16 protein-coding genes and 3 tRNA genes are annotated in these 24,100 nt (G+C 65.1%); 7 read left to right on the top strand and 12 right to left on the bottom strand.

The annotated features are described in order from the left end of the window. Positions 1–5 precede the first annotated feature (5 nt). From ABT078_RS02705 to ABT078_RS02680, 6 genes are all read right to left on the bottom strand, one after another. Complete coding sequence (locus ABT078_RS02705; RefSeq protein ID WP_351223062.1) at positions 6–656, bottom strand: DUF2637 domain-containing protein; 651 nt, start codon at positions 654–656, stop codon at positions 6–8. An 80-nt stretch (positions 657–736) separates the two neighbouring features. Next, positions 737–2,110 (bottom strand): FtsK/SpoIIIE domain-containing protein, encoded by a 1,374-nt coding sequence (locus ABT078_RS02700; protein ID WP_351223060.1) that lies wholly within the window; start codon positions 2,108–2,110, stop codon positions 737–739. A gap of 5 nt (positions 2,111–2,115) precedes the next feature. After that, a complete protein-coding gene (locus ABT078_RS02695) occupies positions 2,116–2,466 on the bottom strand; it encodes an SCO3933 family regulatory protein (RefSeq protein WP_351223058.1) in 351 nt (116 codons plus the stop codon). 133 nt (positions 2,467–2,599) lie between these two features. Continuing rightward, positions 2,600–3,328 carry a GntR family transcriptional regulator gene (locus tag ABT078_RS02690; protein ID WP_351223056.1) on the bottom strand — a complete coding sequence of 243 codons (729 nt, stop codon included), beginning with the start codon at positions 3,326–3,328 and terminating at the stop codon, positions 2,600–2,602. A gap of 92 nt (positions 3,329–3,420) precedes the next feature. Further along, the gene (locus ABT078_RS02685) at positions 3,421–3,858 is read right to left on the bottom strand and encodes an ATP-binding protein (protein ID WP_351223054.1); all 438 of its coding nucleotides are present in this window, start codon (positions 3,856–3,858) and stop codon (positions 3,421–3,423) included. 277 nt (positions 3,859–4,135) lie between these two features. Beyond that, positions 4,136–4,876 (bottom strand): GntR family transcriptional regulator, encoded by a 741-nt coding sequence (locus ABT078_RS02680; RefSeq protein ID WP_351223052.1) that lies wholly within the window; start codon positions 4,874–4,876, stop codon positions 4,136–4,138. Between the two features lie 99 nt (positions 4,877–4,975). Between ABT078_RS02680 and ABT078_RS02675 the strand changes: the two genes are divergently transcribed. From ABT078_RS02675 to ABT078_RS02660, 4 genes are all read left to right on the top strand, one after another. Next, positions 4,976–6,073: a DUF1152 domain-containing protein gene (locus ABT078_RS02675; RefSeq protein WP_351223050.1), complete on the top strand. Its 1,098-nt coding sequence runs from the start codon at positions 4,976–4,978 to the stop codon at positions 6,071–6,073. Between the two features lie 577 nt (positions 6,074–6,650). Continuing rightward, positions 6,651–7,793: a PIN domain-containing protein gene (locus tag ABT078_RS02670; protein ID WP_351223048.1), complete on the top strand. Its 1,143-nt coding sequence runs from the start codon at positions 6,651–6,653 to the stop codon at positions 7,791–7,793. Positions 7,794–8,146: 353 nt separating this feature from the next. Then, entirely contained in the window at positions 8,147–10,294 is a 2,148-nt protein-coding gene (locus ABT078_RS02665) for a DNA methyltransferase (protein WP_351223046.1), read from the top strand. Then, positions 10,291–12,816 (top strand): DEAD/DEAH box helicase, encoded by a 2,526-nt coding sequence (locus tag ABT078_RS02660; RefSeq protein ID WP_351223044.1) that lies wholly within the window; start codon positions 10,291–10,293, stop codon positions 12,814–12,816. The genes ABT078_RS02665 and ABT078_RS02660 overlap by 4 nt, the downstream gene beginning before the upstream one ends. 183 nt (positions 12,817–12,999) lie before the next feature. Here ABT078_RS02660 and ABT078_RS02655 read toward each other — a convergent pair whose 3' ends face one another. Further along, positions 13,000–14,142 carry a hypothetical protein gene (locus tag ABT078_RS02655; protein ID WP_351223042.1) on the bottom strand — a complete coding sequence of 381 codons (1,143 nt, stop codon included), beginning with the start codon at positions 14,140–14,142 and terminating at the stop codon, positions 13,000–13,002. A gap of 453 nt (positions 14,143–14,595) precedes the next feature. Between ABT078_RS02655 and ABT078_RS02650 the strand changes: the two genes are divergently transcribed. Next, a tRNA-Ser gene (locus ABT078_RS02650) sits at positions 14,596–14,654 on the top strand. 297 nt (positions 14,655–14,951) lie between these two features. Here the strand turns inward: ABT078_RS02650 and ABT078_RS02645 are convergent. The 4 genes from ABT078_RS02645 to ABT078_RS02630 all read right to left on the bottom strand — a co-directional run bounded on the left by ABT078_RS02645 (position 14,952) and on the right by ABT078_RS02630 (position 16,888). Then, a tRNA-OTHER gene (locus ABT078_RS02645) sits at positions 14,952–15,051 on the bottom strand. 19 nt (positions 15,052–15,070) lie between these two features. Then, on the bottom strand, positions 15,071–15,622 hold the full coding sequence (locus ABT078_RS02640; protein ID WP_351223040.1) for a hypothetical protein: 552 nt from the start codon (positions 15,620–15,622) through the stop codon (positions 15,071–15,073). 766 nt (positions 15,623–16,388) lie between these two features. After that, positions 16,389–16,769: a hypothetical protein gene (locus tag ABT078_RS02635; RefSeq protein ID WP_351223038.1), complete on the bottom strand. Its 381-nt coding sequence runs from the start codon at positions 16,767–16,769 to the stop codon at positions 16,389–16,391. Positions 16,770–16,816: 47 nt separating this feature from the next. Next, positions 16,817–16,888: transfer RNA gene (locus ABT078_RS02630), tRNA-Cys, on the bottom strand. Between the two features lie 227 nt (positions 16,889–17,115). Between ABT078_RS02630 and ABT078_RS02625 the strand changes: the two genes are divergently transcribed. Both ABT078_RS02625 and ABT078_RS02620 read left to right on the top strand, forming a co-directional pair. Next, positions 17,116–17,340 carry a cold-shock protein gene (locus ABT078_RS02625; protein WP_351223036.1) on the top strand — a complete coding sequence of 75 codons (225 nt, stop codon included), beginning with the start codon at positions 17,116–17,118 and terminating at the stop codon, positions 17,338–17,340. Positions 17,341–18,252: 912 nt separating this feature from the next. Further along, complete coding sequence (locus ABT078_RS02620; protein WP_351223034.1) at positions 18,253–19,098, top strand: alpha/beta fold hydrolase; 846 nt, start codon at positions 18,253–18,255, stop codon at positions 19,096–19,098. 284 nt (positions 19,099–19,382) lie between these two features. Here the strand turns inward: ABT078_RS02620 and ABT078_RS02615 are convergent, their stop codons facing one another. Next, a complete protein-coding gene (locus ABT078_RS02615; RefSeq protein WP_351223032.1) occupies positions 19,383–24,083 on the bottom strand; it encodes an outer membrane protein assembly factor BamB family protein in 4,701 nt (1,566 codons plus the stop codon). Positions 24,084–24,100 lie beyond the last annotated feature (17 nt).

The following is a 24,100-nucleotide window of genomic DNA, read 5'->3' as shown; positions in this document are numbered from 1 at the left end:
CGGGATCAGGGGAGTTGGGTAGCGATGGCCTCGGCGAGCGGCATCGGGATGCCGAGCCGGGCGCGAAGCGTTGAGGTGTCGATGGGCGTTCCGGTCCGGGCGCGGTGGTCGTCGGCGACCTTCCGGGCGAGCGCGACGAGGGCGGGCGGTGCCGGGGCGGGCAAGGCCGACTCTGGTTCGGCTGGGGGAATTTCCGCCGTTGCCGAGAGCGGCGCGGCTTCTGCGGGAGTAGGTTCCGGCCCTGTGATCGTCGAGGGCGGTTCGGATGCCGTCGCACGCGCCTCGTTCGGCTTCGGTGCTCCGTGGGCGAGCAGGGTGCCGCCGAGGAACGCGACCGCGGGCCAGCCTGCGACGAGGATGCGGAGCCAGTCCGGTACGTCGTCCAGGTCGAGCAGGCCGGCGGTGGCGACGTTGGCGCCGAGGGACGCGGTGAGTGCGACGAGGAACCAGCACCAGCCGGCCGCTATCGCGTCACCGGAGCGCAGCCGTCGCCAGGCCGCCACCAGCAGCAGGTCGACGGAGACCGGGTAGGCCAACGCCTTCCAGCCGTCCTGTCCGGCGGCCAACGCCAGGTCATGCAGATGGGCGAAGGACAGCGCGGCAGCGATCAGTGCTTGGACGAGTACGGCGTCCACGCGGACGGGCAGGGCGCGCACGGCCACTCCTTCCAGTTCCAGGCATGGGTGGGGTAGGGACTTGGCGCGGGACGGCCGCGCCGGCCGTTGGAACGTGAGAGCTACTCGGTGACCATCTGAGGAGTGGCCACGGGGCCGGACTCGTTCACCGGCACGGGCGGGGCATACCGCCGGAACGGCGAGAGCGCCGGTACATCCGGAGCGAGATGAGCCGACTCACGGCAGGTGGCCGCAGCGTCGGCGAGGGACAGGTACGGGGTGCGAATACGGGACCAGCCCCCGGAGGTGTCGCCCACGACCGCGAGACCGGGCAGCTCGGGGGCGATGGCGCAGGAGGCCAGGACCGCCTCAGGAGCGATGTCGCCGAGCGCCATCTTGGCGGAGGCCTCGTCGTTCACACGGTGACAGACCCGGCCTGTCAGCTGCGCCCGGAGCATGGTCGCTCCCTTGCCCAGCTCGGCCCCGAACCGCTGGCCGCAGACCTCCAGGTAGATGCCGGCCGCGCGGCCGAGCTGAGCGAGCCGGATGAGCTGGGTGACCATCTCGTCCCTCCGCTCTTCCTCCCTTTTCGTGGCTACGAGAAAGAGCTCCGCCACTTCGTCGATGAACAGCACGATGGGAGCCGGGCGCTCACCCTGCGGCAGTCCCCAGATGTCGGAGGTGATCAGCTCTTCCGGTGTGCCGGGCGCGATGCCCTGCCGGGCCTTGATCAGGTCATATCGGTCTTCCATTTCCTTGACGAGCACGGGCAGCAGCTCAGCCGCTTGCTCTGGGTCGGTCGCCAGGGCGGAGAGCCGGGCGGCGAAGGGCGCGAGCTCCACCCCGCGCTTGCAGTCGATCCCCACCAGGACCACTGGCTGAGCAGCCAGTCCGGTAAGCAGGTTCCGCAGGAACATGGACTTGCCGGAGAGCGTGGCGCCGAGTACGAGTTCATGCGGTACGGCCCGGTAGTCCCGTACGAAGGCAGTCGCGTCCTCCCTCAGAGCCACGGGCACGCAGAGCGGACCGGCGTCGGTCTGGCGAGGCATCCGCACCTTGCGCAGGACGTCAAAGCCGACGAGCCGCAGTTCCACGACACCGGGCTTGACGTCCCGCACGTACACGGCGTGTACACCCCAGGCGTGTCGCAGCCGTTCGGCCGAGGCCGCCACGTCCGCCGGTTCCTGCCCCGGAGCGAGCCGCAGCCGGAGCCGCAGCCCGGTCGAGGTGGGCCGGATCATTCGCCGACGAGGAGGCACCGGCCGGACCTCACGCCGGGTGGTCGCCTTGACGGTCAGGGCCCGTAACCGCGACGGCTCGACCGTAAGGCCGCACGCGTCCATGGTCGAGGAGTACGAGGCCAGCAGCCGGGCCACCGAGATCGGCAGTCCGACCGTGGCCCAGTACGCCGCCGGGTGGGCGTGCCGGGCGTAGGCCGCACCGTCTATCGCAGCGAGTCCCCCGCCCAGCTCGGCCCACGTCACCAGGTCCGCCACGCCGATCAGCCCGCCCGCTCCATCGAGAAGGCGCCCGGAGCAACGGCAGTAGCCCGGTAGGCGATGCCGTGCCGCTGCTGCCCGTTGAACACGCTCTGCCAGGGCCGGGCGACGAGACCGGGCAGCGAGACCGGAGCGCCGACGGTCAGGCCGTCCGTCACGCCGCTCTCGGGAATGGTGACCTGGATCAGCGACGACTCGCCCTCGTCGATGTAGACGACGCCGACGGTCATCAGTGCCTCGCCGCTCACGGCGTCCTTGGCGATCTCACCGGTCTGCCGGTCACGCACCTTCGGGGCCGGCGCTTCGGTGAGCAGGATCGTGGCGGTCGAGGCGTCAACGCGGATCACACGCACAGATTTCTCCTTATGAGTCGAGCCAACCTGACACCTGCCAAGTTGACTTAGCAAGTTCGAAGTTAGAGATGCCAAGTTGACTTGTCAAGTGCGAACGGCGCGGAGATGAGGGCCAACTGCCCGTAGGGCAGGCTCAGTTCAGACGGTAGGTGTCTTCCAGTTCCTGCCGGTCGGCAGGAAGGAGCACGTCAGAGACCTGCAGCGCCTGCCCGGAAGCGTCACACGCGACGACCAGGACACTGAGGACGGGAACCGCGTCCGGAAGATCCAGAAGCTCGGCTTCGACAGGCTCGGGCAGTCGGGCGGAGACCCGCTCCGTCACATGGTCGAAGCGGACCTTCTTCCGACCTTCCAGGTATGCGCGAGTACTGCCACCCAGCGCTTCGGCACTCTCCAGCTCGGTGCCCTCAACGAGGCCGGCGGGGAAGTATGACGAGACCAGCTCAACTGGTTTGCCGTCCTCCTCGACCAGGAAGCGGCGCATGAGGATCTTGCCCCGCTTGGGCAACCCGAGCACCGAGGCGACTCGCGCCGGAACGGGGATGTAGCCGACCTGGACCAACCGCCCTGGAGCCTGCGACTCGTCACGCGCGAGCGCCGCACTCCCCCGGCGGTCCCTCTGCTCGACGACGGCCGGGCGACCCCGCACGATCGTGCCGTACCCCTGCCGGGACTCCAGCCAACCGTCGCGCTTCAGCAGCTCCAGCGCCCGGACGACGGTCGGCCGGGACATCCCGAAGGTTTGCACCAGTTGGTTCTCACTGGGCACTCGGGTTCCGGGCGCATACGTGCCGTCCTCGATGCGACGCTGGAGGGTCTGAGCGAGGCGAACGTACTTCGGTGCCTCCACTTCATACGCCATGAATGCCGCCGCCCGTCGAGATTGGCCAAGTCAACTGGTCAACCAGACTAGCGACGATTCCGCCGGCGCAGTACCAGCGGAGCGTATTCCGCCTACGACGGCCAGGCATCGGCCATCTCGAAGGAGACCACCGTTCCGCCGAAGCGACTGGGCCCATGACGCCACGAGTCTGCAATGGAATCGACCAGGAGCAGCCCGCGGCCGTGCGCGTCGTCAGCATCGGGACGCCGCAGCCGCACGTTCGCCGGGAAACCTGGGTTGTGCACCTCGACCCGGAGCGAAGTCCCCTCGCGAAACCACTCCACTCGAACGACCCAGCTGTCGTCGGACCAGCCGTAGGCGATGGCGTTGGTCACCAACTCCGAGATCATCAGCGCACAGTCGTCAACCGAGCAGGCCGGGTCGTACGGCGCGATGAACTTGCGGAACCAGCGCCGGGCCCGAGGCACGGACTCCGCGACGGGGTGCAAGGTCATCGCGCCGAGCCGCGGGGAGCCCTCAGAGGGATAACGGTCGAACATGTAGGCCATCCGTGCTCACTCTCTACCGCTGCCGTCGCAGTCGAGGCAGCGCCGCTTCGATGTGGCACGCGTACGGTCGGCGGCGGCAGCAAGCCCCAGGGTCGTACGCGAGCCGACGCGCTTCCAGCCACGTCCCCGGCAACCCTGGCAAGGTAAGTGCGTGCCCTGATCCGGCCGCTGACTCGTCACACCGTGCCCCCTTCAGATGAAGTGGCCTTAGCCACTTCCTGGATAGTGGCATTAGCCACTTCATCGATGCAAGCGGTTCGCCACAACTGGCTGGCCGTCAGGCGAGGGGGTAGCCCTGCTCGAACGCCCAACGGTGCGGCGGGTAGGTGGCCTCCGCGAACTCAAGCGGCCGATCCTGGAGGTCATAGACGACGTGATGGACGACCAAGACAGCGGATCCAGGGTCGAGTTGGAGATCGGCCGCCTCGTCAGGCGTCACGGTCCGGGCGCACATGCGATCTTCGGCGTAGCTTCCCTGGCGTCCCGTCATTGTCTCGACGTACATCAGGGTCCCCTCCTGGATCCGCTCGGGATCCAGAAGCTTCGGGGCCCGCTCTCCGACTTCCGGCCCGAACCACGAGGTGGACAACGTGATGGGTCCGTCCTGGTTGTTGGTCACCCGCCGCCGGTGAACAGCCCGCCGGTCCTTCACCAGGCCCAGCGCCTCAGCGACGTGATCCGGCGCCTCCAGCCAGCCGACCGACGTGATGACCGCGTACTCGCCCGGCGTGTAGATCTTCCCCGTCTGCCGGGCGCGGCCGTACAACTCGCGTGCACGCCGGTTCACTTCCAGGCTCCGCACGTACGTGCCCGACCCCTGCCGCTTCTCGACGAGCCCCTGATGGCTCAGCGCCTCCAGCGACCGAGCCGCCGTCGGCCTGGACACCTTCCAGTCGGCCGCCAGTTGCCGCTCAGAGGGAACCTCGTCCCCCGGGCGCAGGTCACCCCGAAGGATCTGATCGCGGATGTAGTGCGCGATCTGGAGATACTTCGGCTGAGCCTCCTCGATCTTGGGCATGCGCCCTCCTGATTCAGAGCCGCTCGGACGGCAAAGTGGCTATGGCCTCTGGCCACTATAGGGTGAGTGGTCAAGACCCGACCCCGTACTCTTGGGGCCATGCCGAGGTTGATCGTCGCAGCAGGAGGAGGGGGCGACGCAGTCGCCGCCGCAATGCTTGACGCCGCCCTGTACGGCGAAGACAACGGTCGGGCGGTGATCCTCACGTATGCGTGGGACCGCTTGTTGATCGACCCGGTCCCGGGCCCCCGAGGGCCCGAGAACTTCACCGGCCTTGAACCAATCACCTCAGCGGTATGGAAAGTGCCGGCGGAGGCCCAGCCGATCGCCCCGGCAGGCTCCACTCTCCCCCGGCTTGCGGCGGAGCTCCCGCACACGTTCGCATTGATCGACCCAGGGCACGGCGCCGAGGGCGTCACCCGCCAACTCGAAGAGTTGGTGAGCCACCTGGAGCCAGAGTCGATCGATCTCCTGGACGTGGGCGGCGATGTGCTGGCTCGGGGCGACGAACCGACGCTGAAGAGCCCACTTGCGGACGCCCTCACGTTGGCAGCGTGCGGGCAGGTGAACGCGCCTATCCGGCTGCTGGTCGCGGGACCAGGCTTGGACGGGGAGCTTCCACTCGCCGACATCCGTGGCATGCTCAGCCATGTCGTCCACACCCTCACGGCCAAGGATGTGGAGCCGGTCAGGTCCGTCATGGAATGGCACCCGTCCGAGGCGACCGGGATGCTCGTGGCGACGGCTCGAGGAGTACGCGGCACATGCGAGGTCCGGGACGCGGGGCTTCCCATCCCCCTGACCGACGAGGGCCCGACGGTCCACGAAGTCGACCTGGACGAGGCACTGAGCCGCAATGAGTTGGCCCGCGCGATCATGGCGACGACCACGTTGAACGAGGTAGAGGCACTGAGCCGCGAAGTCTGCGGCTTCTCTGAAATCGACTACGAGCGCAACAAGGCGCTGTGGCTCAAGGAGCACCGGCCGGCGAAGCTCGACCCCGAGTCGCTGCTGTCCCAGCTCGACCAGTTCGAAGCGGAGGCCCGAAGCCGCGGAGTCACCCATACGACGTTCCGCCGACTCACAGAGGTACTGAGCCTCGACGGCACTCAGCGCGAGGCCCTGCGTCAGCTGCTCATCAACAGTCGGCCGGAGCAGTACACGCCCCCACTATGGCGCATGTCAGATGGCGCCTGAGTTACAACCTTCTTCACGGGTTCAAGGCGCATCCGCCGCGCTCAGCGCGGCGGCGCGCGGCCCGGCGCCCCGGGCCGACGCTCTTGTCTTCGCCCCGCTCCGGCCCGGCCGCCGGCCGCACGCCTGACAGGGTCGATGGGTGGTGAAGCCCGCTGTGGCTGGGGCAGTCGGCTCCACGGCTTTAGCCACCTCCCCGGTCAGGGACCCGCGTCGAGCAAGACCAGGGGGCCACTCGGACACATTGCGGGCAGAGGACAAGCCTGCCCGAGTTGCTGACAAGCGTACGGCCCCCTGATCATGCTCGACCCCAGCCCGGGCAGGCCACCGGCCAAACCCGCTGCGCCGCCCTAAGATCGTCGCACTCAGGAGACGACACATGCAGTGCCGAGCCGGATCCCTGAGAAGAACAAGTGGATCACCATAGCCCTCGACCACACTTCCTGAGCCGAGGCAGGCAAGGTATGTCAGAGATGCATGCGAAGTCCACCTATTTACAAGTTGCAATTCCATGATCCGCTACCATGAACCGCTTCCCGCACATTCGCGCACATCGCCACCCGATCGGAAGTAGGTATAGATGCCTGGAACACCAGTCATAGTCGTGGATACATCCTGCTTCTACTCTGACCTTTCACTAGAAAATGAGGCATGGAAAAGTCTCCTCTATCGCTGCCATGAACAGAAGATCATTCTATGGATTCCTGAAATAGTTATCCGCGAGACGGTGCGCCACTACAACCGCAGCCTCGGCGAATCAATCCGCAGCATGCGGACAGGCCTGGCCCCCTTGCGTGCTCTCCGCCTAGATGTCGACCTTCTTCCCAAACATAAGGATCTTGAGAAATCTGTACGCGAGAAGGCGGAGGGGTTCGAAGAGCGCCTCCGGGCGAAACTGCGTACATCCAACGCCCGGGTCCTTCCACTACCGCACGTCTCCCATGACGAGTTGCTAACACGCGCCCTGATGGAGAAAAAACCGTTTCGCAACAAGGGGTTGGACCCGGAAAAAAGGGGACCCGACGGTTACCGGGACGCCCTGATTTGGATGAGCGTGGTCGAGGCATCCAAAGAACTAAACAGCGACAACATGCTGGTCATTGTCACAAACAACCACAAAGACTTCTGCGACCGAGATGACGAAAACCTGAGCTTGGACCTACTGGCAGACCTACAGATGCCGCATCCCACGGTAAAGCGGGTCAAGAACCTTCAGGAACTCCAACCACTGATCTCCGATTCTTCGAGTCACGTCACCTATACACCTCCTCCTCCTGACCGCGAAATTGGCGAGCGCATTCGGCGTGCGATTATCGGAGCCTGCGACGAGCTACTTGGCGCCCGTGTCGCAAACCCGGACTATGAATGGTCTGACAGTCTGCAATTCGAAGACATTGAGTTGCCCCCCACGTTGCAGTCGATCACAATTGAAAGGGTAGAGCCCGAAATTGAGACCGTTGACCTATCTTCCTATGACGACTATGACTCGGGCCCCTCACTGGCCCACCTAACCGTGAAAGCTAATGTCCAATTTGACGGCTTCATGGATAAATTCGATTACCGCGAAAACGACAGTGAGGTTGAATTGCACGACGGTGATTGGAGTAGTTACGCCGTTTGGGTCTTTGTCGAGCGCAACGTTGAATTGATGTTCCACGCCACTGTCGACAGCTCTACAGGCGAGATCGAATTGACCTTCGAGAGAGGTGGCCCTGCGGCGTAAGGGCTACGGCAACTGGATCGTCTACGTCATCGACAGCTGGTTCGAGCGTGCCAGCCCGGCTCGACGGCCACGCGTGACGTTGGGAGCGGAGCCAACGTTCAGGTTGCCGCGAGGCGGCCATGCCTGCAGGACGCTGGGGCCCAGTAGTGCAAGCCCGCATGCATCCCCGCACGTCACGCGCCTAGAGCATGCCTGGAGCCGTGCCCCGCGGTGCAGTCCACAGCGTCGACCGCGCCTCCGCGTGTGACCACGAGACCGTGTACCCCCTCAACAACCCTGCCCGTCAGATGATATGACGGTGCCTCACACCTGTGATCGACACTGTGAGCAGAACCTACAGGGGGCCGGCCAAGATGGCCTACATAGACGATGTCTTGAACAATCTCGGGGACCAGGACGCAGCACAGGTCATACGGGCCGAACTGGCCCGCATCCGGGACCGGCAACAGTTCGGCATCTTCTTTGAACGCCACTTGCCAGAGCACACAGCGCTACCAGGAACGCCCGTCGTGCCTGGAGCGCGAGTGATGCGCCGTGACCGCCCCGGTGATGAGAGCACTTGGCAGGTGACAGCCGTCCAAGGCGAGATCGCCTACATCACCGAGTCGAGCACTAGTGAAACAGCGTTGGCTGTAGCCCTTTCAGACCTGGTGCCGGTCGCCGTGTTTGGCGAGCCGCTGTACCCAGGGCTTCAGTCCGTAGCACGAGTCGAGAACGGGTCGGCTGGACGGGCCTGGAGTGCAGTCATCAACGCGGAGAACCACCACGCCCTGGAAACCCTTCGATACACGCATCACCAAAAAGTCGATTGCGTCTACATCGATCCCCCATACAACACCGGGGCCCGCGACTGGCGCTATAACAATGATTACGTGGACGGTCAGGATGGTTACCGTCACAGCAAGTGGCTCGCGTTCATGGAGCGGCGGCTGCTGCTCGCCAGAGATCTACTAAACCCCACATCCTCCGTACTGGTGGTTACGATCGACGCAAAAGAGGTACACCACCTCGGATGCCTCCTGGAACAGATCTTCCCAACTGCTGTACGACAGATGGTCACAATCGTTATGAACCCTAACGGCTCCCCACGGGCTTCCGAATTGTTGCGCGTTGAGGAGTTTGCCTTCTTTGTTTTCATAGGAAACGCAGCTCCGTCAAGCGTGGCCGATGATCTTCTGGGCGGGCAGTCACGGGATACCGAAGAACTCACTGCAGCTGAAGAGCCAGAGCAAAAGGTCCGCTGGGAGCGGTTGCTGCGTGGCGGCGTAAACTCAAACTCTTCGCGCGCTGATGTGCCGACATGGTTTTATCCCCTGTACCTGGATCCCCAAAAGCGGCATATTGTGGGAGCCGGGGAATCAATTGCACCTGATGAGGACTGGCGAACAGTCCCCGCGCCTCCAGGAATTGTGTTGCTATGGCCGCTCAAGACTGACGGCAGAGAAGGAATTTGGCGTATGCGCCGTGAATCCTTCCTTCGAAAGCTTGAGGCTGGGCATGTTCGCGTGGGTCAGTACAACGCTAAGCGCGATCGCTGGTCGGTTCTCTATCTGCCCGATCGTCTAGCAAACATGATCAACACTGGTGAACTAATCTTGACTGGTCGGGACGAGAACGGTGTCGTGCAAGTTGAATACAACGGCACGCTACGCATCCGCACCGCCAAGACCGTATGGAACCGGCTATCTCACGCAGCAGGGAAGCACGGGACAGAACTCGTAAAGGCCCTTACCGGACGCCCATTCCCCTTCCCGAAATCCCTCTACGCTGTGGTGGACTCACTGCGCATCGCGGTGGGAGATAAGCCAGATGCTGTAGTGCTGGATTTCTTTGCCGGTTCCGGTACGACCGGACATGCGGTAGCTAAGCTGAACGCGGAGGATGGTGGGCACCGCAGCTTCATCTTGGTGACTAACAACGAAGTCGGTCCGGAACAAGCCGGAGCTCTACGTGCAGCACGTCTAGCCCCCGGCGAACCTGCCTGGGAAGATCAAGGCATTGCCGAATACATCACCTGGCCTCGGATTCGAGCTGCCGTTACAGGTCGTAATCCGCAGAATCGACCGGTGCCCGGTGCGTACCTAGATGGCACCCCTATGGCCAACGGCCTTCAAGAGAACGTCGAATTCTTCCGTCTGGCTTACCTCGATCGTGACTCGGTGAGTCTAGGCCTCGCTTTCGAGGCTATAGCCCCTCTGCTTTGGCTGAAGGCTGGCGCTGTCGGCTCCCGGATTGATCAGGTAAATGCAGCAGGGTGGGCGCTTCCGGACGATGCAATCTACGGAGTGCTCTTCACTCCGAGCAAGGCGCGCTCCTTTGTCCGAGCTGTCCGAAGGCGAGACGACGTGAGATGTGTCTTCATCGTCAGCCGGTCCGCTGCGGTCTTCACGCAAGTGGCTGCAGAGTTGCCGACCGGGGTCGAAGCAGTACACCTCTGGGACGACTACCTTACGAGTTTCGAGATCGGCACCGTTGACGTAACGGAAGAGGAAGCAGCGTGAAGTACGCGCTCAAGGACTACCAAGAGGCGGCTGCCGGCGACCTGCTCGTCGCGCTGGAGCGGGCTCACGAAGAATACAAGAGCTCAGGCGAGCATCAGTCTGTATGCCTAGTGGCGCCTACTGGTGCAGGCAAGACGGTCATCGCTACAGCAGTTGTCGAGCGTCTCTTCCATGGTGACTCTGAGAGCGGCAGGCCGGCGCTCGACGGCGCTACGGTCCTCTGGGTAACCGACGACCCGTCGCTCAACATACAGACGCTTCGAAAGATGTACTCTGCCTCGTCTCTTTTGCACGCGGGGCCCCAGCTACTCACGATTGATGGGGCGTTTGACGCAGAGTTCCTTCCGTCACGTACAGTATCGTTCCTAAATATCCAGAAATTGCGCCGCGGCTCCATCTACGAACAGAGCAGAACCGATCGCAGAAGATGGTCCCTCTGGGACACAATCAGCAACACCGCTCACCGTTTCGGCGGACGATTCCTGGTCGTAATCGACGAAGCACACCGCGGCACAGGTAACGGTTCGGATCGGCCAACAATCATTAGTCGCATTATCTCGGGAAGCCCGGAACGGCAGAGGGCAGCAGCCCCCGTCGTGTGGGGCATTACAGCGACCCCAGAGCGGTTCCAGCAGGCTATGTCCGCAGCCCGGAAACCCTCACGTGTCCAACGGGGCGTGAACGTGGAGGTTGCCGATGTTCGAGCGTCAGGTCTAGTGAAGGATATCATCGTCCTGCACAACCCTCAGGGAGGACCCGCCGCCGACACCGCGCTTACCGTAGAGGCAGTGCGGGCCATACGGGAATATGAAGCTAAATGGGCGGCATACGGAGACTCGAATTACGAAGAAGCCCCTGTGCCGATCCTGGTTGTCCAAGTGAAGGCAAAGGTAGCAGGAAAGGAAATTGGCGAACTCGTAGCTTCCCTCAAAGATGCCTGGCCAGGCTTGACGACAGACGGAATCGTTCACACCTTCGGAGAATGGGATGGCGTCGCACATGGCCACATTCCGCTCTCGAACGGAACTGCTGTTCGCTACGTGGAACCGCACGCTGTACAGGACGACCGCCGAGCCCGCGTCGTACTCTGCAAGGAAGCGATTACGACAGGGTGGGACTGCCCTCGCGCCGAAGTTTTGTTGTCCTTTCGTACTGCGCGTGATGCGACGTACATTGCGCAACTACTAGGGCGCATGGTGCGCACGCCGCTTGCTCGCCGAATCGACGATGACGAGACGCTCAACACTGTTGCTGTGTTCCTGCCCTACTTCGATACCCGGCAGGTAGAAGCCGTTGCCGCGGCCTTCCATGAGGGTGCGCAGTCTGAAGATGTCGGTGCTTCTGAGGCAGTAACGTCTCTGATTACGTGTCCTCGAAACCTGTTGATATCCGAGGAGGTCTGGGAGGCAGTTGCCGATCTGCCCACCTACACCAAGCCGGCGCAACGCAGTCGCTCCCATATCACCCGCCTCCGCAAGCTTGCGCACCTCCTTGCCTACGATGGCGTCGACGATGACGTTCCGACGCAGGCCAACGAGGTCATGCTGAATGCCATGGCAGGCCGCGTCGAGTCAGCACGGGCAACTGGCGAACTTGAGAAGGCAGTCACGGCAGCGACAACTGTTCGTATGACCGCGACTACGCACGATCTCACAACCGGGCAGACGAAGGTGATCGAGGGTACCGCGGTACGCCTTGATCATCGCGGCGTAGAGCGGGAGTATCGCAAGGCTGCCCGACTCTGGCCGGATCAGATTGCGGACGAGTACATAGCTCGTCGCTACGAGAATGGTTCCGACCTTACGGCCGCCAAGGGAGAAGTTATTGCACTAACCAAAGATCCAGATGCACTAAATGCCGTGGAGTCAACGGCGGCTGCTTACGTTCGTGAACTGGATCGAAAGTACCGACGCCGCATCGACGCCCTGCACGCGGCGCGACGCGCGGAATATGACGAATTGCGTGAACAGTCCGGAAGCGCAGAAGAGACACGTTTGATTCTCCCGAATGCGGTAACTGCGCGGCCGTCGGATGCCACCTCAAGCGACCGCCTTCATCTCTATGCAGATAAAGCGGACGGTCTTTACCCGCACGTCGCCAATGGCTGGGAACGTGAAATCCTCAACGCTGAGCTTGGTGATCCAATGATGCTGGGTTGGTATCGAAACCCTTCATCTGGGAGACGAGCGCTGCGAATCCCATACGTTGATTCTCCAAAGAATGCAGTGCATCCCGACTTCATTTTCTTTCATCGAAACGCCGACGGTGGAATTTCGGTATCTATTGTAGATCCGCATGGAACTCATCTAGCGGATGGTGTCGATAAGCTCCATGCTCTGGCTTCTTACGCCCGACAGCACGGACATAAATATTCCCGAATCGACGCAGTAGCAAAAGGGCAGGATGGAAGATTGTTGCGCCTAAACCTTGTCAGGAGCGAGGATGCCGCCGCAGCGCTTGACGTTCAACAGGTTAGCGAGATTGAAGACCTCTTTGAGCGACTCGGAACTCTCTATTGCTAGGCGGTAGTTGAAGAGTGGCGTTTCGTGTCGGGTTGAATACGCCCGCACTCTTGCGTGTATCAGCCCGCCGATGCCACATTCATGAGGAACTCGTAACACGGTGTTTGCCCGCAACGGTAGCTAGCGGACTGACGCTGTGGCCGACTCCGCCAGTCCACGCTCGGAACCCACCTTCTAGGGCCGCTACAACTGGTCGACGCACACCCGTAGTAGAGCGTTGATGTATCCAGGAAGCGGTACATCGTGCATCGTGATGACGCCTCGGCTAGTGCGAATCTGGCGGTGCATCACGTCATCCGCCTGGTTTTTGAACTCCATCAACTTCTTGATGTACTTCCGGTCGGCCGCAGTCGGCCAGGTGTAGTTGCTCGCCGCCGCTTCGAACGTCTTGTATCCCAGGATGGGTGGAACATGGTCGATGATGGCGCGCACCAAAGCATGGCAGGCGTAGGCATGGTCATCTGCGAAGCAGGCGTTTAGCTCTCGCATGAGCTGCAAGAGCTTGTCCGGGCTCAGCCGGCTACGACCCTTCTTATCCTCCAACTCGGTGATGAGATCGGCATTGACGTACTGAGGCGGGTCCACAACTCGTGTGACGATCGGCGGGGCGCCGGCCGTGGTGACGACGGACGGAGCATTGCCAAGCTGGAAATCGATTGGGGTCGGGAGCCGACGGCTGGTCATGTTGGAAGCCACGAAGGTGATGGTGGTGGCTTCCGTGGTCAACTTGGCGACTCGTTCCACGTAACTCGGCAAGTCTTCGACGTCTCGGTAGTCCTTGAGCCAACGGTGAAGTTGAAAGCGCCATCCACCCCGAGTGGTACCCCACGACTGGTAGCCGCGTCGCATCACCGGTTCCCGCTCGAAGATGCCCGGCAAGGCCGCAACGAACTCAGGAGTGACAGCGGGAAAATCCCGCTTGAAATCGTCCGACGTGACATACGGGGCATCAGACCGATCCGGGGATGGCTTGGCTGCTCGCTGTTGCTTCACGAAGTACTGCAAGACAGCAATGAAGTTGTCACCGAAAAGATGCCGCATCTCGGGCGCATGGAGGGCAGCGGCGGCGGTGAGGGCGGGGCGGCTGTCATCGGCCAGGTGGACGCGGTCGTACCATGCCAGCCCGTATGAGGGACCGATAGACATCGTCGTCCCAACAACAGGCAGAGACTTGAGAACTGCCTCGGCGTCGTCGTACCCCAGATGATCCATCATCCGCTCTACGTAGTGCCAGAACGGCCACTGTCCGTCACGCAAGTACGGCTCAGCCATGACCTTCAACAAGGCGAGCTGGGCATCATCGAGCGGGTCTTGCAGCGCCAACATGGGTGGTCCGATCTTGGAATAATCCTCGCAGGTGCCCCAGATGGTACGCCGGGCTACTGACACTCACCACGACTTTGAGGCCCGCCGACCAGCATCGCGGGGCCAGGGGCTAACTGACCCGAAGGCAGATCATCCAGGAACCACCGCCAGCGGAACCATAGTTTGTGGCAATGATGGGCAGAGCGCCGCCAGCTCGTCGCCAACCAACTGCAATAGCGGCTCGGCTGACCACCACCAACCAGAGGCCCGAACGATGACCGGTAGATGTCCTGTCGGCAGGCATGAAGAGGCGCCCTCAGACGGAAACCTCAAGGTAAAAGCAAGGCACACTGAGACTATCGACGTCCCCAGCCCTTGCAGCAGTGGACAGTAGGTCCCTCAGTCCAGGCCGTGGACCATTCGTGGACGAATGAGTCAACTGGGCGTCTCAGCAGGGACGTGACCTGCACGAACGCCGACGGGTCAGACGGCCTCCGGAGCCGTGTGCGCAGGTTCGAATCCTGCCGGGGGCACTCGCCTGGGATCAGCAGAAATCAAGCTCTGACCTGGGCGGATGCCTACAGACGAGGGCGGGAGTCAGTCTCACTGACTCCCGCCCTCTCTCGTTGTCTCTCATCGTCCGCGACACACCTCCGACACACCGTGCGGACCAAGCGCTCCCCAACGTCCTAACCTCGCGCTTTCACGAAGCGGTCTGTCCGGCACGTGATCAGGGACGTGGGAAGTGCCTCTGAACAGCGAGGATGGAGATTGCTGAGGTTCTGGTTCCCGTACGAGGCGGAGACACTTTCCAGGTGATGCGGTGCACCTGCGGTGGGTGTGGGATTTGAACCCACGGTGACGTCGCCGCCACGACGGTTTTCAAGACCGTTCGTAGCTTGACTCGGCCATCAAGACTCCACCGACCGCGTGGACATGCAGCCACCAGCTACGCGGGAGGCGCGAAAGGGTTCCCGCCGGACGTAGAGCGACCGTCCCGCCGCGCCAACTGTGGCGAGACAGGAGACCAATCCGGTCCGCGGTGAGCCAGCCACCATTGTCCGATGGCGTGGAATTTCTCCTCGAACCTGCGATCCCAACAGAGGACTCCCGTAACGGGCGCCCGCAGGCGGGTGCGGCGACCAGAAGCCTCGTAGATCACGACGGTCCGCTGCCCCAGAGAAGACTCGGTGTGGACGCCTTGCACGTCGGACCACCGGATGGTCCGCCGGCGCAGATTGTGCACGACGGCCGCCGACGCCGTGAGGGTGATCCCATGGCGCGGAAACACGATCATCGCCAACAACGGCATGGCGATCCACACCCAAAACGGGTTGGCAGCCCCAACACTGAACGCGTCGCCTCGAATCCAGTCCACGACCTCGACGACCTCGATGACGACACAGAAGACAGCAAGCGGCAGAAAGGGCAGCGCGCGCTGGAAGGGGGTCAGCCCATAGCGGATGCGCTCCGGCGGCAAGGCCTCGGCCTGTGCTCGCATCACCAATCCCCACCCCACTGCACCGTGCAGCCACCGCTGCGCATGATCGCCGATGCAGCATGTCGAAGCAGAGCCGCGCTGTCCAGATACCCCGCGCACCGTGCCCCCTGCGTGCCCGTTCAGTCGGAGACGAGCGGGGACCCTCGGGGAATGGCGGCGGCTCAGCAGCTCCCCCGCAGGTCGCGCATGCCCCAGGTCAGGCCGCATCCGCATACGGGGACTTCCAAACTGGTGCTCATGACGCGCAGTGCCGGCGCTTGACTGGCGCCTTGAGACTCCACCGACCTATTGCGGGACCCTGCCCAGACCCTCACGGCTGGCACCGCGTCTCCTTGTAGAGGCTGATTGCCCGACGTGTCATCACGATCGCAAGCCCGGCGTATCCGGCCATGAGAATCGAGCGACCCACAACGCCCCACCATCCGAACGTTGCGCTCGTCACTTCTTCCGCGATCCGGCCCAGGCAGACGAGAGTGCCTCCGCAGAGCGCTATGCCTACCAGTGCAGTGGTCCACCACCGCTACCGCTTCGGCCAATAGAGCACGTGCCCCCTCCTTGGAATCACCACCGTCGCCCGGTGCCAGTTTGCCGCCCATCCGTGCCTGATCGCACGGGGGGGCGACGGTCGCCGTCGGGCACCGAGCAACAGCGCGGCCCCAAACCGGGCAGGACACCGGCCAAACCCGCTGCGCCGACGTCAGGAGCACGGCCCTCAAACGGTGTGATCGTCCTTGTGGAGGGCGGCCGGAGTGGCCTCGCCGGGTCGTCAGTCCGCCGTCGGCTCCGTGCCGATCAGGGAGAACGCGAGGATCGAGACTCGCGTGATCAGTCCCGCAAGCAGGATCGTGCCAAAGCCCTCGACCTCCAGCTCGGCGAACTTCCCGCCGAGCCAGGAGAGCAGCCACCAGATGAGCGAGTCCTGTACGAACCCGGCAAGGCCGAAGGCCAGCAGCGCCGGGGCCGGGACACGGGCGGACGGGCCGACGTAGACGAGCTGGGTGAGGAGCATGACCACGAGGGCGGCGACCATGAGTGAGAGCGGCACGTCCACATCTTCCGCACCCAGGGTGATGCCGGGCAGCAGGGCCCCGGCGATGCAAACGCCAGCGAGGGCACCGAGCTTGCGTCGTCTGCCTATGTCAGTCATGGGTGGACTCTCGCACGCGGGATGTGGGCCCGTGAAGATCCCGTAGACGCCGATGATCGGATCGAAACCGACGTCACCCGACTTGCAAGCGGGTCCCTGAACCACTCGGGCGCACCGCCGTGTTGTGCACGAGTACGACGTGGGGCGGGCAAGCGGGACGTCGTGCTGTACAGCAGCGAAGTGCAGCAACTGTCCCCGTCCGATTGCGTTCCTCCAGGGCCGTGCAGCGACCGGTATGGCCGTCGCTGACCGGTCTGGCTAGAGCTACGGATCAGAAGACGGCCCGTCACGTGACGGCAGTCTGACGGCAACGGCCGACACAGATGAGCACCGTAAGGTTCCGCTTATGGTGACTGCGACTGTCCGCGAGTGGCGCGACGAGGAAGGCTGGGGCGTACTCGACTCCCCGGAGACTCCCGGCGGCTGCTGGGGCCACTACTCCAACATCCAGATGGCCGGGTTTCGCACGCTGACACCTGGCCAACAAGTCGACCTCACATGGGAAGCCCCGGGCTTCAAGCAGGACGGCTACGTCTACCGTGCGGTGAATATCGTGCCGAGGTCCGCCTGACATCCACGGGTGACATCAACGGAGACGTACAGCGACAGCCGGACATGGCTCGCCGTGGCTTCGGGCGCTGCACCACAGACGGCAACGGAGGCTCGTCGATCGAACTCCTAATGCGGTGGTCAGCGGCTGTGCTGTACAGCAGCGGTGTACAGCAACCACAGAGCCCACAGCCGACCTTCAGCACCCCCGAGCAGCCGCCTGGCCGTCCCGCCCGTAGTTGCACCGAGGGGCGCAGCTCAGGTGAGCATGGTGCCGTAACTGCAGGGCATCTCGCTCGTCTCATGCCCGACCCTCACGAGCAGGTAGGTCCGCTTCTGGATCATGTGGCCGGATCGCTCCCTTGTGGGTGATTCGCGAGCGTGTCACACAGTTGAAAGCGGGTGACCAGGGGAGGGAGACGCTGCGTGCACGCGTTTGGTGACGGTCGGGTCGCACCCTCGGCATGGGCGGTGAAGCGGTTTGGACGGCAGGCGGGCAGGCTCACTGCTGCGGTTCCAGTGCAGCTGGCTCGGGCTCACGCGCAGGCACACGCCACACACCCGTGTGCGCAGGTTCGAATCCTGCCGGGGCACCCTTGATGAGGTGCCCAAAGAACCCGCCACCAGCGAGAACGCTGAGGACGGGGTCTTCGCGTATGCGCAGCCGTATGCGGCCCTGAGCGACCCCAGGACGTCGTCCGTGGACTGTTCGTGCACAGGATCTTGGAGCGTTTACCCAGGTCAACCCATCTAAGCGCGCGTAACTGTCGGGGAGCCAAGGGCTGGTCCAGGTGTTGTCGAAGACCATCACCGGGCCGGCACCGGACCGCTGCAACCCCCGGACCGACCCCTGGCTCCCGGCCGGCTACCGGCAGAACCTCCGGAAAGCCGCTCAGGCAGCTCTCAGATCAAGGTCATGGGAGACGATATGAGAGTGGAACTGCGTCGAGCCGACGGCGGGGTGATCGCGGTCGAGGTGGTGGGTGAGCCGGACGCGCCTGCGGTGCTGTTCTGCCACGGGTTGGCCGACTCCCGGCTGGCCGCGTACGGCTTCGCGGGCGCGGCCCACGCCCTCGGACTGCGCCTCATCGCCCCGGATCGCCCCGGCATCGGCGACACTGACGCCCGTCGCCTGCCGCGGGTAGTGGACTGGGCTGCGGAAGCCACCCTGGTCCTGGACGCGTTGGACGTCGGCTCGGTGGCGCTGCTCGGCGTCTCGGGCGGCGGAGCGTTCGCGGCCGCCTGCGCGTCCGAGCTGCCTGACCGCGTCCGCAGCCTGCTGCTCATCGCGCCCCTGGGCCCGCCTGCCTGGCCCACCCGCGGGATGGCAGGCGGGCAGCGCGCGTCCTTGCAGATCGCCCGGCACGCTCCGGCCTTCGGTGGCTGGTTTCTGGGCCGCCTGGCCACGCTGGCGCGCCGGGCACCAGGGCTGTTCCTTCGCCTGGCGACCAGCGAGATGCCCGTCGGCGACCGGCGTGCCCTCGCCCAGTCGGACGCACGCGCGGCCTTCCTGGCCAACTACCTGCGAGCGTTCCACCGCGGCAGCTGGGGAGTCGGGCAGGATCTGCGCGTGCTGACCCGACCCTGGGGTTTCGACCTCGAGTCGATCAGGGTGCCCACGTCGATCCACCACGGGGACGCCGACACCACCGTCCCCCTCCAGCACGCCCGCCGCTTCGCCGCCGCGATACCGGGCGCACGCCTTCACATCCATCCCGGCCAAGGCCACTTCTCGATCCTCACCGCACCCGAGCAGACGCTGGCGACACTCGCCGCATAGCCGGTCGAGGCGCGACGCGGCAGGTGCAACCGGCGGCTGACGGCATGCGGCTGGGACACGACCGATCGACTGGGCCCAGCGCGGGTTCTTCCTGCTGTCGGCCGACGCCGCCTTCGGCGTGGGGAACGCCGCCGGCCGCGAGGCAGTCGATCACGGTCGGCCCGCGCACCGTCGTGGTGGTGCAGTCCACCTGACGCGACCCGCCGCGTTGTTATGGCGGATCGGCGCACGGGGCCGGCCCGGTAGGAGTCCGGGCCGGCCCCGTGTGGTGGGGTGGGTGTGCGTTACGGCGCGGGGACCTCGTCGAGGATGCCCACCGCGTCGGTGCCCGGGGTGACGACGAGCTTGCGGGTGAGGGTGTAGGAACCGCCCGCCGGCACGTCGACGTTGAATCGGCTCATCACCCAGTTGCCCGCGGCGTAGACGTCGAAGGCGCCGGCCGGCGTGCCGTAGACGAGACCGAACACCTGCGGGTCGGTCCCGGTCATGCCGATGTACGGCTTGGTCGGGGTGTACGCCGCCGTCGCACCCGGCGCGACGATGCCGGTGCCCGGGATGACACTGGCCTGGCCGGCCGCGTCGTGGTCCATCGCGTCACCGGTCCACACGCTGAGGGGAGCCGAGCCGGAGTTGCTCAGCTCCGTCGAGACCGTGGCGAAGTTGTCGCCCGGCTTCAGCGTGTACGTCGTCGTCGCCGTCAGACCCGTGAAGCCATTGACCGGCCCGGATACCCGGACGACGGCCTTGTCGCCGGTCGCCTGGACGATCTTGACGTCGGTCGCCCCCACCGTCCGGACGTCCCACGCGTTACCGCCGGTCGGCTGGGTCGCCGAGACGTAGGGCAGGTTGATCCAGTCGAACTGGTCGGCCATGCCGCGGACGGCGATGTCGACCGGCTTGCCGCGGGTGCTGCCGGAGAGCTGCGAGTCGTTGAAGGCGTCGGCGATCGCCATCGAGAGCTTGTCGTTCTCGAGCATGACGTCGCCGTGGCCTGCCTCGACCAGACCCGAGCCGATCTGCTTGCCGTAGCTCGCCTCGACCTCGACCGGGCTCAGCGCGACGTCGGCGACGCCGCTGCCCGCCGCCGGCACGGTGACCTTGTCGGCGGCCGTCTGGTAGCCCAGCTTGGACACCCGGACGTCATACTGACCGGCGGGGGCCTTGACGCGGTACTTGCCCTGGGCGTCGGTGCTCGTGGTCGCGACCACCTTGCCGTCCTGCTCGAGGGCGACCCGGGCACCGGAGACGGCGGCGCCGTCCGCGGTGATCGTGCCGGCCGCGCGAGCGGCGTCCGGGACGGCCTCGTCGTGCAGGTCGATCTCGTCGGCCCACTTCGCGATGTTGCGGGTGGGGTCGCCACCGGCGGTCGCGTAGTCGGTCAGGTGGTAGAAGCTGAACTGCTTGGTGGCACCGGGCTCCATCGTGGCGTCGTAGTAGAGACCCTCGATGTAGCCGTACGCACCGACCGCCGCCGGCCTGTCCTGTGCCCAGGCGAGGCCGTGGGCGGCCTGGCCGTTCGTGGTGGCCGTGTCAGCCCCGGCGTAGACGTGGTTCCCGGTCCAGCCCGAGGTCTTCAGACCCGGGTTGGTGCCGCTGAACCCGGGGATCCGGCCGTTGTCGACCGAGCTGTCGGGGTCGATCATGTAGTTGAAGTAGCCCTGGTAGCCCGTGGTGCCGGTGTTGGTCAGCTTGACCGTCATCTTCACGACCGGAGCGTCGGGCAGGGTCTCGTAGCGGACCTGCGCCTTGATGGCCCCGTTCCCCCGGTACTGACCGTTGCCGACCACGGCCGCGCCGTCGACCGCGAGGTCGGGCAGGTCGATCTGGTCGCCCGGCCGGTCCCACGAGTCGGGCGGCGTGAGGCTCGGACGCAGCAGCAGCTCGCCCCAGTCGAGGGTTTCGGCGCCGTTGGCGTCGTTGAGCATGACGTCCGACAGCTCGCCCTGGCCCAGACCGCCGACGCCGTTGTTGCCGCCGGTGTACGGCGTCACGGACGCCCGGACCTTGTCATTGGCCAGGTAGTAGTACTCCCTGCCCGTGACGACGTCGGTGCGCGTGCTGCCGTTGCCGTAGTCCGGCGCGTACGTCGACTTGCCGGCGACCGGGTGGGTCACCTTGATCAGCTTCAGGTCGGCTGTCTCGTTGCCGGTGGTGCCGACCGTGACGCCGGCCGCCGAGCGGTCGTCGGCGATCAGGCCGCGCTTGGCCGCCGAGACGGTCCAGGTCGACGCGGGCAGGCCCATCCGGTAGCGGCCCTTGGCGTCGGTGCTGGTCAGCGCGGTGTCCTGACCGGCGGCGACGGCGGTGACCTTCGCGCCGGCGATCGGAGCGCCCGTCTCCGGGTCGCTGACCGTACCGGTCACGGTCGCCCAGCGCTGCGCGGACTCGCCGCCCGGCACGTAGGCGTAGAGGTTGCCGTCCCAGGCGCCCGCAACGACGGTGTTGCCGCTGACGGCCGGGCCGGCGCCGACCCAGGTGCCGGTCTCGTGGTTCCACAGGATCTGGCCGGTGTCGGTGGCCAGGGCGTAGAACTTGCCGTTGTTGGCGCCGACGAAGAGCGTGCCACCGGCCACGACCGGGCTGGACATGACGCCACCGTGGTAGATGTCGCCGGGCAGCACGCGCTCCCAGAGGACGTTGCCGGTCTGGGCGTCGAGGGCGACGACGGCGCCGCTCGGGAAGCCCATGTAGACGACGCCGTTCTTGACGGCCGCGGCGCTCGGGGTCGAGCCGCTCGAGACGAGCGAGGAACGCGGGCTCCGGTAGGTCCACAGCGTCTCGCCGGTCTTGGCGTCGCGGGCGGCGATGCCGTTGTTGGAGCCGATGTAGACCTTGCCCTCGGCCGCGGTCGGCACGCCGTCCTGCCAGCCGCCGAGGGACTCGGCTCCGGTCCACTTGCGGGCGCCGGTGGCCAGGTCGTAGGCGAGCACGCGGTCGGCGGTCTGGTTGCCGACGTACACGGTGCCGTCCATGACGGCGGGCGTGCCGTCGCTCATGGTCGCGCCGGACATCGGGGAGGCCCAGATCTGCTCGCCGGTGCGGGTGTCGAGCGCCTTGAGGACGCCCTGGCTGCCGATGCCGAAGCGGGTCTGGTAGGGCCAGAGCACGGTGTGACCGGAGACGGCAGGCGAGTAGTAGCCGTAGGTGCGCTGGTTGTTCGGGGCCGGCGCCTCCTCGGGCTCGGCCTTCCAGCGCAGCTTGCCGGTCTTCGCGTCCACGGCGTACAGCTCCGAGCCGAGGGTCGGCGCGAAGATCAGGCCGTCACCGTAGGCGAGGCTGCCGTGGATCGACTGCGGCACCTCGAAGTTCCACAGCTCCTTGCCGTTCTTGAGCTGGACGGCGTGGATCCGGTTGTTGCCGTCGCCGTTCTCGTCGCGGGTGCCCGCATACACGACGCCGTCGTGGATGACCGGCGACCCGGTGAGGAAGGTGCCGTTGGTGCGGAAGCTCCATGCCAGGCGGCGGCCGGCCTCCTGTGCCGGCGCGACACCGGAGTGGCCCTCGTTGCCGTGGTGCTGGTCCCAGTCACCGCCGGCGACCGGCTTGAGAGCCGGCTCGTCGGTGAGGGTGAAGTCCGCCGACTTGGTCCAGGTCTTGCCCGCCGCGTCGACCACCTTCACCTCGACGCTGTGCTCACCGACCGTCTGCAGGCTGTCGGGCAGGTTGCCCTGCCAGGTGAACTCGCCGCTGCGGTGCAGCGGCCTCCACTTCTTGTCGCCGGCGATCCGGTAGGTCGCCGAGACGACGTCGTCGCCGGTGTCGTAGGCGTTGATCTGGATGCCCGGGAACTTCTCGGCCGGCACCTTCGAGCCCGGCGCGGGGCTGACGATGGTGAGGTGCTCGTTCTCGCCGTACATCCGGAACGGGTTCTCGAAGCCCGGACCCGCCATGTGGATGTAGCGGAAGCCGCGGGGCGCGTTGTCGATCGTGTAAGAGCTCGACACGGTCTGGATGTGCTTGGCGGTCGAGGCGAACGCCGACTTGTTCTCGACGTGGTTGGAATGCTCGTGGCCGACCAGGATCAGCTGCGCCTTGTACTGCTCGAGCACCTCACCGAAGGCGTCGTACGTCGACGGCGAGCCGAACGGGACGTTCATCGGCTGGTGGGTGAGGACGACGACCTCGATGTCGTTGGTCGGGTCGTCGTCGAGCGGAACGCTCGCGGCGAGGTCGTCCTTGAGCCAGTTCAGCTCCTCGTCGAACGGCGCCGAGCCGTTGTTCTCGAGCACCACGAAGTGCCGGTTGCCGTAGTTGAACGAGTACCACTCCGGACCGACGTTCTTGCGATAGTTGTCGATCTTGTCCGCGTACGCCGACCCGCTCGCGTACTCGTGGTTGCCGACGGCCGGCCAGACACCGACGGCCGACTGCTGGGTGCCGCGACGGTACGCGTCGAACTGCCCCTGGCTGGCGTCGTTGGTGAGGTCGCCGCTGACCGCGATGAACCGCAGGTCGGTGCCCGTGGAGTTGATCTCGCGTACCTGGTCGGGCAGCTGTGCGTTGACGTGCGGGTCGGCGATGTTGGCCCAGGAGAAGGTGTCGCCGTCGGAGAGTTCGTCGCGGACGAGCGCGAAGTCCGCGGTCGGCGTGGCGTCGTCGGCGAGCTGGCCGAGGTTCGCCCAGAACCTCGGCTCCTTGTACTCGTCGAGGCCGAACCGGTAGCCCCGCGGCTGGCCGGCCCACACGATGTCCGTCTTACGACGGTCGGTGGAGATCGTCAGCGAGTAGGAGCCGTCGGCGGCGGTCGTGGTGGTGACGGTGCCGTCGGAGACGCGCATACCGGCCAGGCCGGCCTCGTCGGAGCTGCGCCGGCCGTCGCCGTTGGCGTCGACGTACGCGACGCCGCTGACGGTGGCCTCCGGCGGGTCGATAGCGGTCGCCGCGTACAGCGTGAGCGGGCCCGCCACCACGCTGGAGGCAAGCCCCAGCATGGTGGTGTACAGGACGGCGCGCATGTGCGCGCGTGTCCAGGTGAACACGGACATCGGGATCCTTGAGAGTG

This window comes from Streptomyces sp. NPDC002133, assembly GCF_040296405.1.
Lineage (GTDB): Bacteria > Actinomycetota > Actinomycetes > Streptomycetales > Streptomycetaceae > Streptomyces.
Note: the sequence above shows the minus strand (reverse complement) of the source record. Positions and strands in the feature narration are given on the sequence as shown.

Bases quoted from the DNA above. Each gene is read 5' to 3' on its own strand.
- ABT078_RS02640 (WP_351223040.1), bottom strand. From the start codon at position 15,622: ATGCGAGCACAGGCCGAGGCCTTGCCGCCGGAGCGCATCCGCTATGGG.
- ABT078_RS02690 (WP_351223056.1), bottom strand. From the start codon at position 3,328: ATGGCGTATGAAGTGGAGGCACCGAAGTACGTTCGCCTCGCTCAGACC.
- ABT078_RS02675 (WP_351223050.1), top strand. From the start codon at position 4,976: ATGCCGAGGTTGATCGTCGCAGCAGGAGGAGGGGGCGACGCAGTCGCC.
- ABT078_RS02635 (WP_351223038.1), bottom strand. From the start codon at position 16,769: ATGACTGACATAGGCAGACGACGCAAGCTCGGTGCCCTCGCTGGCGTT.
- ABT078_RS02655 (WP_351223042.1), bottom strand. From the start codon at position 14,142: ATGTTGGCGCTGCAAGACCCGCTCGATGATGCCCAGCTCGCCTTGTTG.
- ABT078_RS02615 (WP_351223032.1), bottom strand. From the start codon at position 24,083: ATGTCCGTGTTCACCTGGACACGCGCGCACATGCGCGCCGTCCTGTAC.
- ABT078_RS02685 (WP_351223054.1), bottom strand. From the start codon at position 3,858: ATGGCCTACATGTTCGACCGTTATCCCTCTGAGGGCTCCCCGCGGCTC.
- ABT078_RS02665 (WP_351223046.1), top strand. From the start codon at position 8,147: ATGGCCTACATAGACGATGTCTTGAACAATCTCGGGGACCAGGACGCA.
- ABT078_RS02680 (WP_351223052.1), bottom strand. From the start codon at position 4,876: ATGCCCAAGATCGAGGAGGCTCAGCCGAAGTATCTCCAGATCGCGCAC.
- ABT078_RS02670 (WP_351223048.1), top strand. From the start codon at position 6,651: ATGCCTGGAACACCAGTCATAGTCGTGGATACATCCTGCTTCTACTCT.
- ABT078_RS02625 (WP_351223036.1), top strand. From the start codon at position 17,116: ATGGTGACTGCGACTGTCCGCGAGTGGCGCGACGAGGAAGGCTGGGGC.